Raw genomic sequence first — 12958 nt, forward strand, 5'->3', positions numbered from 1 at the left:
CCGCACGTGTATTTCCGCTTCTGCACCGAAATTCCCCTCACAGAATTGTGGGTACCGCACAGAATTGTAGGTACTTGTCGAAATGTTGGTGCCCGCCGCAGCATGGAGCCTCCTCCCGCCGAGAGCAATCGCCGAGTGCAATCGCCAAGAGCAGTCAGGAGTTACGTATGACCAGGCAGCACCGCATTCCCGTGACCGTCGTCGGACTGGGTTCGATGGGCAGCGCGTTGGCCGCCGCCTTCCTGGAAGCGGGACATCCGACGACCGTATGGAACAGAACGGCGTCGAAGGCCGAACCGCTCGTCGCCCAAGGGGCCGTGCACGCGCGGACGATGGAAGAGGCGGTCGGGGCGAGCCCGTTGACCGTCACCTGCTTCACCACGTACGAGAACACGATCGAGGCCCTCGCACCGGCCGCCGCCGCGCTCAAGGGCAAAGCCCTCGTGACCCTCAACAGCGGCTCGCCGTCCGGTGCCCGCGAGATGACCGCGTGGGCGGCCGGGCACGGCGTGCGCCACCTGGACGGCGCGGTCAAGAACGTGCCGTCGGCCGTGGGCGCCGAGGACACCCTGCTCTACTACGGCGGCGACCGCGCCGTCTTCGACGAGTTCGCCCCGACGCTGCGGGTGCTCGGCGGCCACACCGTCCACCTCGGCGACGACCCGGATCTCGCCGCCCTCTACGAGATGGCGGTGGGCGGCACCCTGCTGCCCGCGCTCGTCGGCTTCTTCCAGGGCGCGGCGGCGATGCAGGCGCGCGGCCTCACGGCCGGATCCCTGGTGCCGTACACCGAGAAGTGGTTCGAGATGATCATCTCGCTGCTGCCGGTCTTCGCGGGGGAGATCGACCGGGGCGAGTACGGCGAGCCCGCCTCCTCCGTGAACCTCTTCCTGGCCGGGGCCGCCCACGACGAGGAGCTCGGGAAGGAGGCCGCCCTCGACGTGGGGTGGCACAGGCCCTTCCACGAACTGCTGGAACGCGCCGTCGCCGCCGGGCACGGCGACCACAGCATCTCCGCGCTGACGGAGGTGCTCAAGAAGCCGTCACCGGCGTCACCGGCCGCGTAAACACCCCTTCACGTGCCCCAGCCGCCCCCGACGGCCCGGCTCGACAGGTACGAGTCGCGCAGGGCCTTGCGGAGTCCGGGGACGGCGTCGTCGAAGCGGGCGGCGAGGACCTTGAGGGTCCGCTTGTGCTCGGCGCGCTCCTTGCCGGTGAACACCGAGGTCACCTCGACCTCGGCCGCGAGGACGGCCATCGTCAGCTCGGCCATGGGGACCGCCGCCGGGTCCGGGCCGCCGAACACGGCCTCGCGCACCGTCTTCTGCTCGGCGCGCACCCGCTCCGGATCGGTGACGGCGACCCGGTCGACGGCGAGCATCTTCATCCACTTGTCGTGCTGGATGGTGACCGCGCCGGTGGCGGCGAGCTGGAGACGGACGGGCTTCTCGGACGTATGCGCCTTGCCGTGCACGAGCGAGAGCCAGCCCTTGGGCTTGTCGGTGGGCACGTCGTGCCACACCTCCGCGAGGAAGGAGTCCTCCGGCGGCTCGGCGTCCGGCCGCCGGAAGCCCTTCCCGCCCTCCGGGTGGAGCCGCCCGTCGAGGGTCAGTTCGGCCAGCGCGCCGGCGCGCAGCAGCTGGCCGCGTCCCTGGAGGTTGGTGAGTTCGAACTTCTCCTTCTCCACCGTGTAGCAGAGCAGGAAGAGGCGTTGGGGCAGGGTCGCGTGCATGTCTCTTCTCCTCGGATTTCTCTTCAGGGGCGCGGGGCGCCCAGGTGGCGGGCGAGGAAGCGGTCGGCGGCCCGGTAGACGTCGATGTTGTTCTCCGGATTGACGAAGCCGTGCCCCTCTTTCTCCTTGACGAGGTACTCGACCTCGACGCCGCGGGCGCGCACCGCGTCGACGATCCGGTCCGACTCGGCCTGGACGACGCGGACGTCGTTGCCGCCCTGGACCACCATCAGCGGCGCACGGATCGCGTCCACCCGGTCGATCGGCGAACGGGCGCGCAGCTCGGCCGCCTGCTCCGGGTCCTCCGGATCGCCCGCGTACAGGTACCAGTTGTTGGCCAGGTGCCTGCGCGCGAACTCGGGAACGGTGCGCAGGAAGCTGACGAGGTCGGAGATGCCGCAGAAGTCGATCGCGGCGGCGAACACGCCGGGGGTGAAGGTGGCGCCGACCAGCGCGGCGTAGCCCCCGTACGAGGCGCCGAAGACCGCGACGCGGCTCCGGTCCGCGTACCCCTCCGCCACGGCCCAGTCGACGGCGTCGACGAGGTCGTCGTGCATCTTCCCCGCCAGCTCGCCGATCCCGGCCTTGAGGAACGTTTTGCCGAATCCGGTCGAGCCGCGGAAGTTGACCTGGAGCACCGCGTATCCACGGTGGGCGAGCAGCTGGACGACGGGGTGGTACCCCCAGCTGTCGCGGCTCCAGGGCCCGCCGTGCACGAGCAGCACCAGCGGCAGCCCACCGGGCACGGCACCGTCGCGGCTGTCCGCCCCGAGCGGCAGGGTCAGGTACGAGGGGAGCGCCAGGCCGTCGCGCGCGGTGACCGTCACGGGCGTCATGGGCGCGAGGACCTCGGGGCCCAGGTGCGGGTACGGCCGGAAGAGCAGCCTGCTCCGCCCGGTGACGTGGTCGTAGAACCAGGTGGCGCCGGGATCGCGGTCGTGGGTGAAGGTGACGACCCAGCGCTGCCCGCTCTCGTCGGAGGAGAGGGCGCCCACGTCGCCGTCGGACAGCTTCTCCAGCTCCGCCAGTACGGCCGCGAAGTGCGGGTCCAGCGCGTGGATCACCTGCCGTTCGCCGAGGTAGCGGGCCCCGATCAGCTCACCGGTGCGCCGGTGGCGGATCAGGGGCGGGGGCAGCGTGGGGAAGACCGCGGACCGGGTGTCGAGGTCGAACTCCGGGTGGCTGTCGACCACCGTCTCCTCGCCGCTGGCCAGATCGAGCCGGACGAGCCGGTTCCGGTCGGTGTCCCGGTAGGAGCCGATCCACAGGCCCGTGCCGTCCGGGGTGAGCTGGAAGGGGAGGACGCCCATCGGATGGTCGGCGCCGTGGAACGTGGCGACCCGGCGCGGCTCCCCAGCCCCTGCCCCCGTCCCCGTCCCGTCCCACTGCGCCAGCTCGATGTCTCCCTCGGGCGTCAGCGACTGGACGTACAGCTCCCCGCCGGGCGTCCGCAGCCACCCCGCCACCTGGCCCGGGTTCTGGGCCAGCATCGTCAGCGCGCCGGTGGCGATGTCGAGTTCGTAGAGGTCGAACTCGGCGGGGTGCCTGCGGTTCAGGTGCAGCAGCGCCGTGCCCGGCCGGGAGACGGACGCCTCGAAGCCCACGGCCGTGACGCCGGGGAACGGGGTGAGATCGACGGCTTCGGCGCCCGGGTCCTCCAGGTCCACCCGGTGGAGGTGCCAGCCCTCGTCGCCGTCGCCGTCCTGCTCGTAGAGCAGCCAGCGCGGGTCGTCGGTCCAGTGGTACCTGTGCACGCTGCGGTTGTCGTCGGCGGTGACGCAGCGCGCGCCCCCTGCCTCGTCTCCTCCCTCTCCTTCCTCGACGCTCTCCACCCAGACGTTCAGGCGGCCCTTCCACGGCGCCAGATACGCGATTCTGGTGCCGTCCGGCGATATCGCCGCTCCGGTGCGGGCGGGGGCGCCGAAGAAGTCCTCGACGGCGAGACGCGGAACCTCGGGTGGGGGGACGGACATACGGGCACTCCTTCTCGGATGTTCTCGGTACGGTCGATTGCCCCGGGGCCTCGGGCGGCGGACTTCACGGGCTCCACGGCCCGGCGGACCCGGCGGTTCAGAAGGCCCCGGCGGGCTCGGCGGGTTCGACAGGTTCGACAGGTTCGCCCACGATGCCGCAGGTGGCCGTGTGGATGGCGTGCGCGAAGCTCCGGGACACGACCAGCACGTCCCGGTACTCCGTGCCGCCGATGTCGGCGACGACGGCCGCGCCGATGTGCTCGTCGAGCACCCGGACGACCGCCGCGGCCGCCGCGGCGTGCGTCCGCACCTCCAGATCGTCCGCCGCGCGGCCGAGGCGCTCTCCGATGATCGCGGTCATCTCCCGCTCCGTCTCGTCGCAGGCCATCAACCACGCCGTGCGCAGCGCCGGTTCGGTGTCGGCGAGCAGGATCATCTTCGTCCCCAGCAGCTCGTCCTCCAGCTCGGCGGACGGCATCCCGCCGCGGATCGCCGCCAGCTCGGCGACCAGGTGGTCCTCCAGGGAGAGGTGCCGGGGCCAGCGGCGCAGCACGCGCAGCAGCGTGACCACGCCCCGGTGGACGATCGGCTCGGCGCAGCTCTCCTTGCTGCGGAAGTGCCGCCAGATGGTGCGCGTGGAGAGGCCGACGGCCTCCGCGATCTGATCGCCGCTCGTGGCGGCCACGCCCTGCGCCCAGAACAGCCGCGCCGCCTCCCTGGAGATCTCCAGCCGCAGCCGGGCTCGCCGCTCCCCACTCATCCCTCCCCCGCCGTTCTTCCCCGTCGCCATGGCACCTCGCCACCCTTCGCTCTTGACGTCGCCAAGCGACAGTATGTCATTAAGTGACGCATTGCGCGAGTGGGGTACGGCGAACAGCGGTCGCCCCGGAAGCGTGTGATCGCACAGCGGCCGGGCGCCCCGCGGCGCGCCACTGCGGGCGTGGCAGGATGCGCCCAACCACCGGAGCCCGCGCAGGGCTTGGCGTCCGGAGACGAGAGGGGACGGCGCGGGTGAGCATGTCGCACAGGGCGCGCGCGTGGGCGTGGACGGGCGGGGTGTGGCTGGCGCTCTGCCTCACGGGCGCGGGCGCGACGCTCGCGCTCCAGCCGCCCGACGGACCGTCGCCCGGCGACCCGCGCGACCGACGGCCGTCCCTCTCCCCCACTCCCCGGCTCCCCGACGTCGACGAGCTCGGCAAGGGGTGCCAGGAGGCGGAGGCCGAAGCCCGCCGCCGCGCCGAACGGAACGGCCCGGACGACTACTCGTTCGTCTGTCTCGAAGTCGGGAGCACGCCCACGGTGCCTTGATCCGCCGGTCGGACGCCGGTCCCCCTCCCCGAGGTCGATCGCTACCGCCGCGGTCCCGCCACCGCGTACGCCGCCGTGCCCAGCGCCGTCAGGACGAGGGCCGTCCAGGCGCCCGGCGCGGAGTCCGGGGGGAGCAGCATCCAGGTCGCGATCCGCGCCGGGGTGCTCTCGCCGGGCGGGGCGAAGAGCGCGCAGGAGAGCCAGGCGAGGGGCGGCGTCCAGGCGTACTGGGCGCCGCACAGCGTCGCTCCGAGGGCCGCGAGGCCCATCAGGCCCGCGCTGTCGCGGACGACGAACGCGGTGGTGCCCAGGTCGTCGCCCATCGTCTGCACCGCCAGCAGCACCCCGGCCACGGCGGCGCCCGCGAGCAGCACGTGCGCCGCCCTGCGGGGCACCCAGCGGATCGCGGCCGTACGGTCGAGCGCCGGGTCCTGTCCGCCGAGGCCGGTGGAGGCGGCCGTCGCGCCCGCGGCGACGGCGAGCGCGGCGAGTTGGGGGTCGCCGTCGCCGCCGCCCCGGCCGAGCGCCCACAGGGCCACGGCGCCGACCAGCAGCGCGGCGCACGAGACGGGCACCTGGCGCGAGCGCGCGTAGAGCGTCAGCCAGCGCATCAGGACGCACCGCCGGGCAGCGTGGCGAGGTTGTCGTCCTCGCAGGAGAGCGCCTCGGCGTGCAGGGCCTCGATCCGCGCGCGCTGTTCGACGCGGGGCAGCGCCCGGAGCTTCCGCCACACGGGACGGGCGACCTCGTTCTGGTCGCTCAGCTTGTGCACCGTGCCCCGGAACGGCTTGAGTTCGCCCAGGACCCAGCCCGCCGCGACGCTCTGCGCGGCGAGGTCCTCCAGCGTGCCGCTCTCGCTCTGGCTGCGGGGCAGGCAGGCCGGTGCCAGGCCCTGGGCGAGCAGGGCGCGCGTCAGCTCCTTCCCCTTGGCCCCGACGATGAGCCCGTCGTCGAAGTCGACGAGCACGGTGTCGCGGTCGCGTTCCGGCGTGTCGCCGAGCCCCCGGAGTGCGGTGCTCTCGCGGATCTCGTCGGGCGCCTTCTCGCCGAGGGCGCCGTGCAGCAGCCGGAGCGCCCGCTTGCCGGGGCCCGCCAGGTCGTCGAGGCGCGCGGCGTGCGTCTTCGTCACGCACACCGGCCCGTCGCACACCAGGGAGGCGGCGGCCTTGTCGACGACGTACGTCCGGCGCGGCTCGGAGGGCAGCAGGAGCAGCGCGAGCAGCGCGCCCGCCAGTACGGGCGTGAGGGCGAGGACGCGGGCGCGCGGGGTCGCGGCGGCCAGCAGCGCGAGGCCCGTCGCGGCCATGCCGAGCAGCCAGAACGTCTGCCCGAGGTGCACGGAGCCGGAGAGCGTGAGCAGCACCTCGCGCACCTCGGGAGTGGCGGGCGACAGCAGCGAGAGCCGGTTGGGCACCGCTGCCGAGGGCACGGCCGACTCCGCCGACACCCGCAGGAGGTTGGTGAACACGACGGCGCCCACCGTCAGCGCGGGCGGCGTGAGCACGGACGGCAGCGCCCGCCCCAGGCCCATGCCCAGCACGGCCCCCGCGACGAGCGAGAGCCCGCCCACCGACGAGACGGGCACCCAGCCGAGATGGGGATATGCGGAGCCCGCGAGCACCTGCACCCCGCCGGTGAGGACGAGCAGCCCGAACGCCGGGAGGAGGGTGAGCGCCGACGTGCCCGCCCGCGTGGCCGCGCGGTGCCACGCGGGCCGGGGCGTGCTCGTCAGCAGCTCGGCCATCCTCGAACGGTGGTCGCGCAGCCCCTGGAGCGCGCCGAACCCCACGGCCAGCGGCCACAGGTAGATCAGCAGGGTGCGGGTCCACAGGGCGACGGAGGTCCACTGGTCCGTCCACCGCACGGTGCCCCTGCTCCACGGGCCGGGGATCAGGTACAGGAACGCGAGGGCCGCCGTCAGCAGCAGGGCCGCGGTCCATGGGGCCGCGGAGCGCCGCAGTTCGACGCGGAGCACGCGGCCGTTCACCAGGCGCCCCTCTCCCGGCCGCTCTTCCGGCCGCCCTCCCAGCCGCCCTGGGCGAGCAGCGCCGAGTAGCCGCGCTCCAGCGGGCTGTCGCCGACGTGCTCGGGCCCGCCCGCCGCCGCCAGCTCGTCCGGGGTGCCCTGGAAGACCAGGCGGCCCTCGGCGAAGAGCACCACGTCGGAGCAGGCGGCGGCGACGTCCTCGACCAGGTGGGTCGAGACGACCACGCAGGTGTCCACGCCCAGCTCCTGGAGCAGCTCGCGGAAGCGCAGCCGCTGCGCCGGGTCCAGGCCGACGGTCGGCTCGTCCAGCAGCAGCACGGCGGGGTCGTTGACGAGGGCCTGCGCGATGCCGACCCTGCGCACCATGCCGCCCGACAGGGTCTTCATCCGGTCGTCGGCGCGGTCGGCGAGGCCCACCCGTTCCACGGCCCGCTGCACGGCCCCGGGCACGTCCCCCTTGGGCACCTCCTTGAGCCAGGCCATGTACTCGACGAACTCGCGGACCGTGAAGCGCTTGTAGTAGCCGAACTCCTGCGGCAGATAGCCGATCCGCCGGCGCAGCGCCCGCAGGTCGCCCGTACGACCGGTACCGCCGGAGCCGTCCACGGACTCCCCCAGCAGTTCCAGGCGGCCCCCCGCCGGGTGCAGCACGGTGGCCAGGGCGCGGATGAGGGTGGTCTTGCCCGCGCCGTTGGGCCCGAGAAGGCCGTGCACGCCGGTGCCCAGCGACAGGTCGAGCCCGTCGACGGCCATCCGTTTCCTGCCTGCCCTGACCCGCAGCCCCGTGGCCTGGACCTGCCAGGCGTACGTGGTCGGCGCGAGGTCGGCCGCGGTCACCGCGGACGTCATGTGCTGTTCCTTTCCGAAGGTCATCGATGGGCTCCCAGCACGGCGTACGCGCCCCTGCGGGCGCACACGACGCCGACGCCGAGTGCGAGAACCAGTCCCCAGACGGGCAGTACGTCCGGCCGCAGGGTGACGGCCGTACCGCTGGCGGCCAGGGTCGGCGCCACGACGACCGCCGCCCACGCCCCCACCAGCGCCAGCGCCGCGCGGGTGACCCCGACGAGGCCGCCGAGCGCCAGCGTCGCCGTGGTGAAGGCGAGGCAGGGCAGCAGCCATTGGGCCACCATCACCCCCGTCGCCCAGCCGCACAGCAGCAGTACGGGCACGACGACGACGAGCACCGACGCCGTACGGCGCAGCACCATCTGGAGCCCCGCCCCGGGCACCGAAGCCGTCAGCTCGTACGCCGGGTCCAGGCCCCTCGACCACGACGCCGCGACGCCCACGACGGGCAGCACCGGCGCGACGAGCAGCACCAGCGACACCTCGCCGAAGCCGAAACCGACGCCGGTCAGGTCGAGCAGGAGCGCGGCCGCGGTCACGCTCACGACCATCGCCAGCCACGGCACCATCGCGGGGGTCAGCCACCGGGAGAGCCGGGCCCGCACGCGCGCCGCCCGCCGCGCGCGTTGCGCGGCGGTGGCCCCGGCCTCCAGCCGGGGCTCCAGCTCCGACCACACGGCGCCGACCAGCCCGGCCGTGCCGGGCGCGTGCGCGGTCACCGCGGCCGACAGCCGCCCCCTGCACACCGCGCACGCCTCCAGGTGGGACTCCAGCGCCCACACCTCGTCCGCCGCGAGGTCCGAACCGCCCCGCGCGTAACCGTCGATGAGCCGCGTCGCCGCGTGTCCCTCACTCGTACCGCTCATGCCAGCGCCTTCCGCATCGCGATCCGGGCCCGGCGGGCGCGCGTCTTGACCGTGCCCTCGGGCAGCCCGAGCAGGACCGCGGTCTCCCGGACGGAGAGTCCGTCGAGCACCAGGGCCTGCAGTACGTGTCTGAGTTCCGGGGCGAGGTCCGACAGGGCGTCCCCGACGTCGCCGCCGACGGTCGCCGCGAGCGCCTCCTCCTCGGCGGCGGGCACGGCGCCCGGCGGCGCTGCCGCGGGCGGCGGCTCCGCGTGGTGGGCCCTGCGCCGGAAGGCGTCGACGAGGCGGCGCGCCGCGATCGTCCACAGCCAGCCGACGGCGGACCCGCCCACCGATGCCCCGGCGAAGGCGCCCGCGGCGCGCCACACCGCCAGATACGTCTCCTGCATCACCTCGGCGACGATCTGCTCGTCCGCGCAGCGGCGGCGCAGCCGCACCGCCATCCACGGCGCCGTGCGGCGGTACAGCTCCTCGAACGCGGCGCGGTCGCCCCTGGCCACCAGGCGGACGAGACGTTCCTCGTCCACCCCGTCCACCTCGCCCGATCCCTTCCTGACTGATCTCACACCTGCTAGACGCCCGGTCCGGGCCGCGGGTTTTCCGCTCGGAGTGACACCCGTCACACATCCTGCGAACGACTGAGGCTACTGAGGCTCACGGCGCGGGGCGGCTCGTCAGCAGGGTGTCGAGGCGGTCGAGGAGCCAGGTCCAGGTCTCCTGGGTGTCCGGAGCGCTGTGACTGAAGCTGCCGCCCGTCTCCAGGCTGATGTAGCCGTGGAGGACGCTGCCCAGGAGGCGGACGGCGTGGGTCTGCTCGGGCTCGGTGAGGTCGTAGCCACGCAGGATGGCCCGCAGCATCCGCGAATGCCGGGGGGCGGCGCTGTCGGCCGCGGTGTCCGGATCGAGCCGGAGCTGGGTGGCGGCGTAGCGGCCGGGGTGCTCCCGGGCGTAGTCGCGGCAGACGTCGGCGAACGCGCCCAAGGCGTCCCTCCCGGACCGCCCGGCCAGCGAGTCCGAGGCCCGGTCGGCGAGCTCCTCCAGCGCGAACAGGGCGATCCGGGTCCTGAGGTCCTGGTGATTCTTGATGTGCGCGTACAGGCTCGCGGTCCTGACGTCGAACCGCCGGGCGAGCTCCGTCGGGGTCACGCGGTCGAAGCCGATCTCGTCCGCCAGCTCGGCGCCCGCCCGCACCACCCGTTCCGTGGTCAGTCCCGCGCGTACGCGCGTCACCGCCTTCTTCTCCACGCCGCCCTCCGCTCCTCGTCCGCCGCTCTCTAACTCCATTAAACACTTGCCTAACGTGATTAGGGATCTTAGCTTGCAGGGGTGCCAGGACCTGGCACAGCCCCCTCGCAAGGACCCCGAAGAAGGAACCGACATGCCCTCTGCCCCTCCGGCCTACCGCTCGTTCGTGGACGACATCCTGGATTCGCTCGCGGTCGACCCCGCCCAGGAGGTGCTGGTCCACCAGGGCCGACGCATCACCGCCGGCGCGTTCCGTGATCTGGTCCTCCGGCTGGCACGCGCGCTGCGCGCCCTGGGCCTGGCGCGCGGGCAGACGGTCACGCTGCTCAGTGGCAATCTCCCCGAGGCCCTGGCCGCCCGCTACGCTGCCAACCTGCTCGGCTGCCAGGTGAACCACCTCTACGACAAGCTCTCCGCCGACTCCCAGGCCGCCCTCGTGCGCGACGTGGAGACCCGGGCGCTGATCGTGGACCCCGCCCACGCCGAGCGGGCCGCCGAGATCACCGGCCGGGCCCCGGTCCCGCACGTCCTGACCCTGGGAGCCGGCAAGCCCGGCACCGACCTGCTGGAGCTGGCCGCCGCCGAGCCCGCCGAGCCGATGCCGGGCCTGGCCCGTCCCGAGGACATCTGCTCCATCCGCCACACCGGCGGCACCACCGGCCACCCCAAGGGCATCTGCACCAGCTTCGAGCGGGTCGGCCGGATGCGGCGCGGCTTCGCCGCCGACGACACCGGCAGGCCCCGGCAGCTGGTGTGCACCACTCTCGCGCACGCCGCCGGACTGGTCGCCGACCATCTGCTGGCCGAGGGCGGCACGGTGGTGCTTCAGGAGGGCTTCGACCCGGGCCGGGTGCTCGCCGCGATCGAGCGCGAGCGCATCACGCACCTCTACCTGCTGCCGCCGCTGCTGTACCGGCTCCTGGACCACCCGGGAGCGGACCGCACCGACACCTCAAGCCTCCGTCAGCTGATCTACGGCGGCTGCCAGGCGTCCCCGGCCCGCATCGCCGACGCGGTACGCCGCTTCGGCCCCGTCCTCCTCCAGGGCTACGGCCAGACCGAGGCCGGCAGCATCAGCGTCCTCGGCCCCGAGGACCACGACCTGGACCGCCCCGAACGGCTGCGCACCGTGGGCAGGGTCCTCGACGGGGTCGAGGTCGCCGTCCGCGACCCGGACGGCAACGACCTGCCGCACGGCGCGCACGGTGAGATCTGCGTGCGCTCCCGGCACGTCATGCAGGGCTACTGGAAGCAGCCCGAGCTGACGGCCGAGGTGCTGCGGGACGGCTGGCTGCACACCGGCGACGTCGGATTCCTGGACGACGAGGGCTACTTGACCCTCGTCGACCGGATCAAGGACATGATCGTCGTGGTCGGCGGCCACGTGTACACCACCGAGCTGGAGGACCTCCTCAACTCCCACCCCCAGGTGAGCCAGAGCGCCGTCTTCGGCACGCGCGACAGCGACCGGGCGGAACAGGTGCACGCGGTGGTCGTACGGGCCCCGGGCGCCGGGGTGGACGCGGACGAGCTGCGGGCCATGGTCCGCGTACGGCGGGGCGCGCTGTACGAACCGGCACACCTCACCTTCGTCGACGAACTCCCCCTGACGGACACGGGCAAGCCGGACAAGAAGCTCCTGCGCGCGCACGCCGAGCAGGCACAGGCTGCCCGCTAGACGGTCCGGTTCCGCAGCCAGCGGAGCAGCGCCTCGGGGTAGCCGGGCGCGAGCCGTGTCCCGGCGTCCACCTGGACGCGGTGGTCGGCGCCGGGGAACAGCTCGGCGGTCAGCGTCGCGCGGAGCGCGCGCCCGGCCTCGCCGTTCGCCGCGGCGAGCAGCCGTACGCTCTCGGCGACGGGCACCAGGGGGTCGGCGGCGCCGTAGGCCGCCAGGTGGGGACAGCGCAGGCCGCGCACCCCGGGCAGCGGGTCGTGGTCCTGCTTGCGGGCGAGGAACCCCCAGAGCGCCGCGTCCAGCTCCCCCCACAGCTCCGCCACCCACGGCGGGCTCCCCGCCGCGCGAACGAGCTCGCGCGCCTCGCCGAAGTCGGCACCGCGCCGACCGGCCTCGGTCAGACGGTCGTAGAGGGCGAGGGCCGACTCCTCATCCGGCGTCGCCGACCCTGACGCCGTCGCCGACGCCCGTACGAGGTTCGTCAGTTCGTGACGGCCCTGCACCGCCGGGGTCACCGCCGGGCAGCCGCTGGTGACGAGCCAGGGCACGTCGTCCCGGCCGGTGGCGGCCAGCAGGGCCGCCCAGCCGCCCTCGCTGTGGCCGAGGAAGCCGACGCGCGCCGGGTCGGCCCCGGGCGTGCCGCGCAGGAAGTCCCGCGCGGCGGACGCGTCGTCGGCCAGCTCCGCCAGGGTGCCCGCGCGCCAGTCGCCGGACGAGGCGCCGACGCCCCGCTTGTCGTACGAGAGCACGGCGAAGCCCGCGTCCGCCAAGCACCGGCGCAGCGGCGGGAAGTACGTGCCGTTGTCCCGGTCCGAGTCTCCGGAGCCGCCGATCATGACGACGCCGGGAACGCCCGGGCCGTCGGCGGCGGCCTCCCGGCGGGGCAGCGCCAGGGTGCCCACGAGGCGCACCCCGGCGCTGCCGAAGGCGACCTCGCGCACGTCCATCAGACGATCTCCATCCGCGCGATCAGCCCGTCGCGCAGCTCGTAGACGTGGCGCACGGGGCCGTCCCACAGCACGTCGCCCGCCGGGCTCGTCGCCCGCTGGTGGACCTCGACGGTCACCCGTCCGTCGTCCCCCGCGGTGACCGCCAGCGGCTCGACGCGGGAGTCGGCCTCGGCCCACTGCCGCAGCCAGTACGCGCGGACCGCCTCGCGCCCCTGGACGCGGCCGCCCTCCCAGCCGTTGGGCCAGTCCACGTCGGGCGTCATCGCGGCCAGGAGCGCGTCGGTGTCGCGGGAGTTGAAGGCGTCGTAGAGCGCCTGGAAGCGCTGTTCTTCCGTCATGCCCCCATGCTGACGCACCCCGGACCGTACGGCCCG

At 73.9% G+C, this 12958-nt stretch carries 14 protein-coding genes; 3 read left to right on the plus strand and 11 right to left on the minus strand.

What is annotated here, in order from left to right; translation table 11 throughout:
• Positions 1-167: 167 nt before the first annotated feature.
• Complete coding sequence (locus ACGF3A_RS28690; protein ID WP_393733240.1) at positions 168-1067, plus strand: NAD(P)-dependent oxidoreductase; 900 nt, start codon at positions 168-170, stop codon at positions 1065-1067.
• A gap of 8 nt (positions 1068-1075) precedes the next feature.
• Here ACGF3A_RS28690 and ACGF3A_RS28695 read toward each other — a convergent pair whose 3' ends face one another.
• The 3 genes from ACGF3A_RS28695 to ACGF3A_RS28705 form a co-directional block, all read right to left on the minus strand.
• Positions 1076-1732 carry a GPP34 family phosphoprotein gene (locus ACGF3A_RS28695; protein WP_393733241.1) on the minus strand — a complete coding sequence of 219 codons (657 nt, stop codon included), beginning with the start codon at positions 1730-1732 and terminating at the stop codon, positions 1076-1078.
• A gap of 23 nt (positions 1733-1755) precedes the next feature.
• Positions 1756-3705 (minus strand): alpha/beta fold hydrolase, encoded by a 1950-nt coding sequence (locus ACGF3A_RS28700; protein WP_393733242.1) that lies wholly within the window; start codon positions 3703-3705, stop codon positions 1756-1758.
• Positions 3706-3802: 97 nt separating this feature from the next.
• Positions 3803-4495 (minus strand): TetR/AcrR family transcriptional regulator, encoded by a 693-nt coding sequence (locus ACGF3A_RS28705; protein WP_393733243.1) that lies wholly within the window; start codon positions 4493-4495, stop codon positions 3803-3805.
• Positions 4496-4716: 221 nt separating this feature from the next.
• On the opposite strand from ACGF3A_RS28705, the gene ACGF3A_RS28710 reads away from it, so the two are divergent.
• Positions 4717-5013, plus strand: a complete 297-nt coding sequence (locus ACGF3A_RS28710) for a hypothetical protein (RefSeq protein WP_393733244.1) — start codon at positions 4717-4719, stop codon at positions 5011-5013.
• A 41-nt stretch (positions 5014-5054) separates the two neighbouring features.
• Here ACGF3A_RS28710 and ACGF3A_RS28715 read toward each other — a convergent pair whose 3' ends face one another.
• The 6 genes from ACGF3A_RS28715 to ACGF3A_RS28740 all read right to left on the minus strand — a co-directional run bounded on the left by ACGF3A_RS28715 (position 5055) and on the right by ACGF3A_RS28740 (position 9959).
• The gene (locus tag ACGF3A_RS28715; RefSeq protein WP_393733245.1) at positions 5055-5624 is read right to left on the minus strand and encodes a hypothetical protein; all 570 of its coding nucleotides are present in this window, start codon (positions 5622-5624) and stop codon (positions 5055-5057) included.
• The gene (locus tag ACGF3A_RS28720) at positions 5624-7000 is read right to left on the minus strand and encodes a hypothetical protein (RefSeq protein ID WP_393733246.1); all 1377 of its coding nucleotides are present in this window, start codon (positions 6998-7000) and stop codon (positions 5624-5626) included. Before ACGF3A_RS28720 ends, ACGF3A_RS28715 begins: the two co-directional genes overlap by 1 nt.
• Complete coding sequence (locus ACGF3A_RS28725; RefSeq protein ID WP_393733247.1) at positions 6997-7872, minus strand: ABC transporter ATP-binding protein; 876 nt, start codon at positions 7870-7872, stop codon at positions 6997-6999. The genes ACGF3A_RS28720 and ACGF3A_RS28725 overlap by 4 nt, the downstream gene beginning before the upstream one ends.
• The gene (locus ACGF3A_RS28730; RefSeq protein WP_393733248.1) at positions 7869-8714 is read right to left on the minus strand and encodes a zf-HC2 domain-containing protein; all 846 of its coding nucleotides are present in this window, start codon (positions 8712-8714) and stop codon (positions 7869-7871) included. The genes ACGF3A_RS28725 and ACGF3A_RS28730 overlap by 4 nt, the downstream gene beginning before the upstream one ends.
• Positions 8711-9241, minus strand: a complete 531-nt coding sequence (locus ACGF3A_RS28735) for an RNA polymerase sigma factor (RefSeq protein WP_393733249.1) — start codon at positions 9239-9241, stop codon at positions 8711-8713. The genes ACGF3A_RS28730 and ACGF3A_RS28735 overlap by 4 nt, the downstream gene beginning before the upstream one ends.
• Before the next feature lie 127 nt (positions 9242-9368).
• The gene (locus ACGF3A_RS28740) at positions 9369-9959 is read right to left on the minus strand and encodes a TetR/AcrR family transcriptional regulator (RefSeq protein ID WP_393733250.1); all 591 of its coding nucleotides are present in this window, start codon (positions 9957-9959) and stop codon (positions 9369-9371) included.
• A gap of 133 nt (positions 9960-10092) precedes the next feature.
• On the opposite strand from ACGF3A_RS28740, the gene ACGF3A_RS28745 reads away from it, so the two are divergent.
• Complete coding sequence (locus tag ACGF3A_RS28745) at positions 10093-11637, plus strand: AMP-binding protein (protein ID WP_393733251.1); 1545 nt, start codon at positions 10093-10095, stop codon at positions 11635-11637.
• Here ACGF3A_RS28745 and ACGF3A_RS28750 read toward each other — a convergent pair.
• Together ACGF3A_RS28750 and ACGF3A_RS28755 are read right to left on the minus strand one after the other, a co-directional pair.
• Positions 11634-12581 (minus strand): alpha/beta hydrolase family protein, encoded by a 948-nt coding sequence (locus ACGF3A_RS28750; protein ID WP_393733252.1) that lies wholly within the window; start codon positions 12579-12581, stop codon positions 11634-11636. The genes ACGF3A_RS28745 and ACGF3A_RS28750 overlap by 4 nt on opposite strands.
• Entirely contained in the window at positions 12581-12922 is a 342-nt protein-coding gene (locus ACGF3A_RS28755; protein ID WP_393733253.1) for a nuclear transport factor 2 family protein, read from the minus strand. Before ACGF3A_RS28755 ends, ACGF3A_RS28750 begins: the two co-directional genes overlap by 1 nt.
• Positions 12923-12958: the final 36 nt, after the last annotated feature.

Origin of the sequence: Streptomyces sp. NPDC048172 (assembly GCF_043202595.1) — a bacterium.
GTDB lineage: Bacteria > Actinomycetota > Actinomycetes > Streptomycetales > Streptomycetaceae > Streptomyces.

What these genes read in the sequence shown, in the direction of transcription:
- ACGF3A_RS28690 (WP_393733240.1), top strand. Translation starts at nt 168, where the DNA reads ATGACCAGGCAGCACCGCATTCCCGTGACCGTCGTCGGACTGGGTTCG.
- ACGF3A_RS28695 (WP_393733241.1), bottom strand. Translation starts at nt 1,732, where the DNA reads ATGCACGCGACCCTGCCCCAACGCCTCTTCCTGCTCTGCTACACGGTG.
- ACGF3A_RS28700 (WP_393733242.1), bottom strand. Translation starts at nt 3,705, where the DNA reads ATGTCCGTCCCCCCACCCGAGGTTCCGCGTCTCGCCGTCGAGGACTTC.
- ACGF3A_RS28705 (WP_393733243.1), bottom strand. Translation starts at nt 4,495, where the DNA reads ATGGCGACGGGGAAGAACGGCGGGGGAGGGATGAGTGGGGAGCGGCGA.
- ACGF3A_RS28715 (WP_393733245.1), bottom strand. Translation starts at nt 5,624, where the DNA reads ATGCGCTGGCTGACGCTCTACGCGCGCTCGCGCCAGGTGCCCGTCTCG.
- ACGF3A_RS28725 (WP_393733247.1), bottom strand. Translation starts at nt 7,872, where the DNA reads ATGACCTTCGGAAAGGAACAGCACATGACGTCCGCGGTGACCGCGGCC.
- ACGF3A_RS28730 (WP_393733248.1), bottom strand. Translation starts at nt 8,714, where the DNA reads ATGAGCGGTACGAGTGAGGGACACGCGGCGACGCGGCTCATCGACGGT.
- ACGF3A_RS28745 (WP_393733251.1), top strand. Translation starts at nt 10,093, where the DNA reads ATGCCCTCTGCCCCTCCGGCCTACCGCTCGTTCGTGGACGACATCCTG.
- ACGF3A_RS28750 (WP_393733252.1), bottom strand. Translation starts at nt 12,581, where the DNA reads ATGGACGTGCGCGAGGTCGCCTTCGGCAGCGCCGGGGTGCGCCTCGTG.
- ACGF3A_RS28755 (WP_393733253.1), bottom strand. Translation starts at nt 12,922, where the DNA reads ATGACGGAAGAACAGCGCTTCCAGGCGCTCTACGACGCCTTCAACTCC.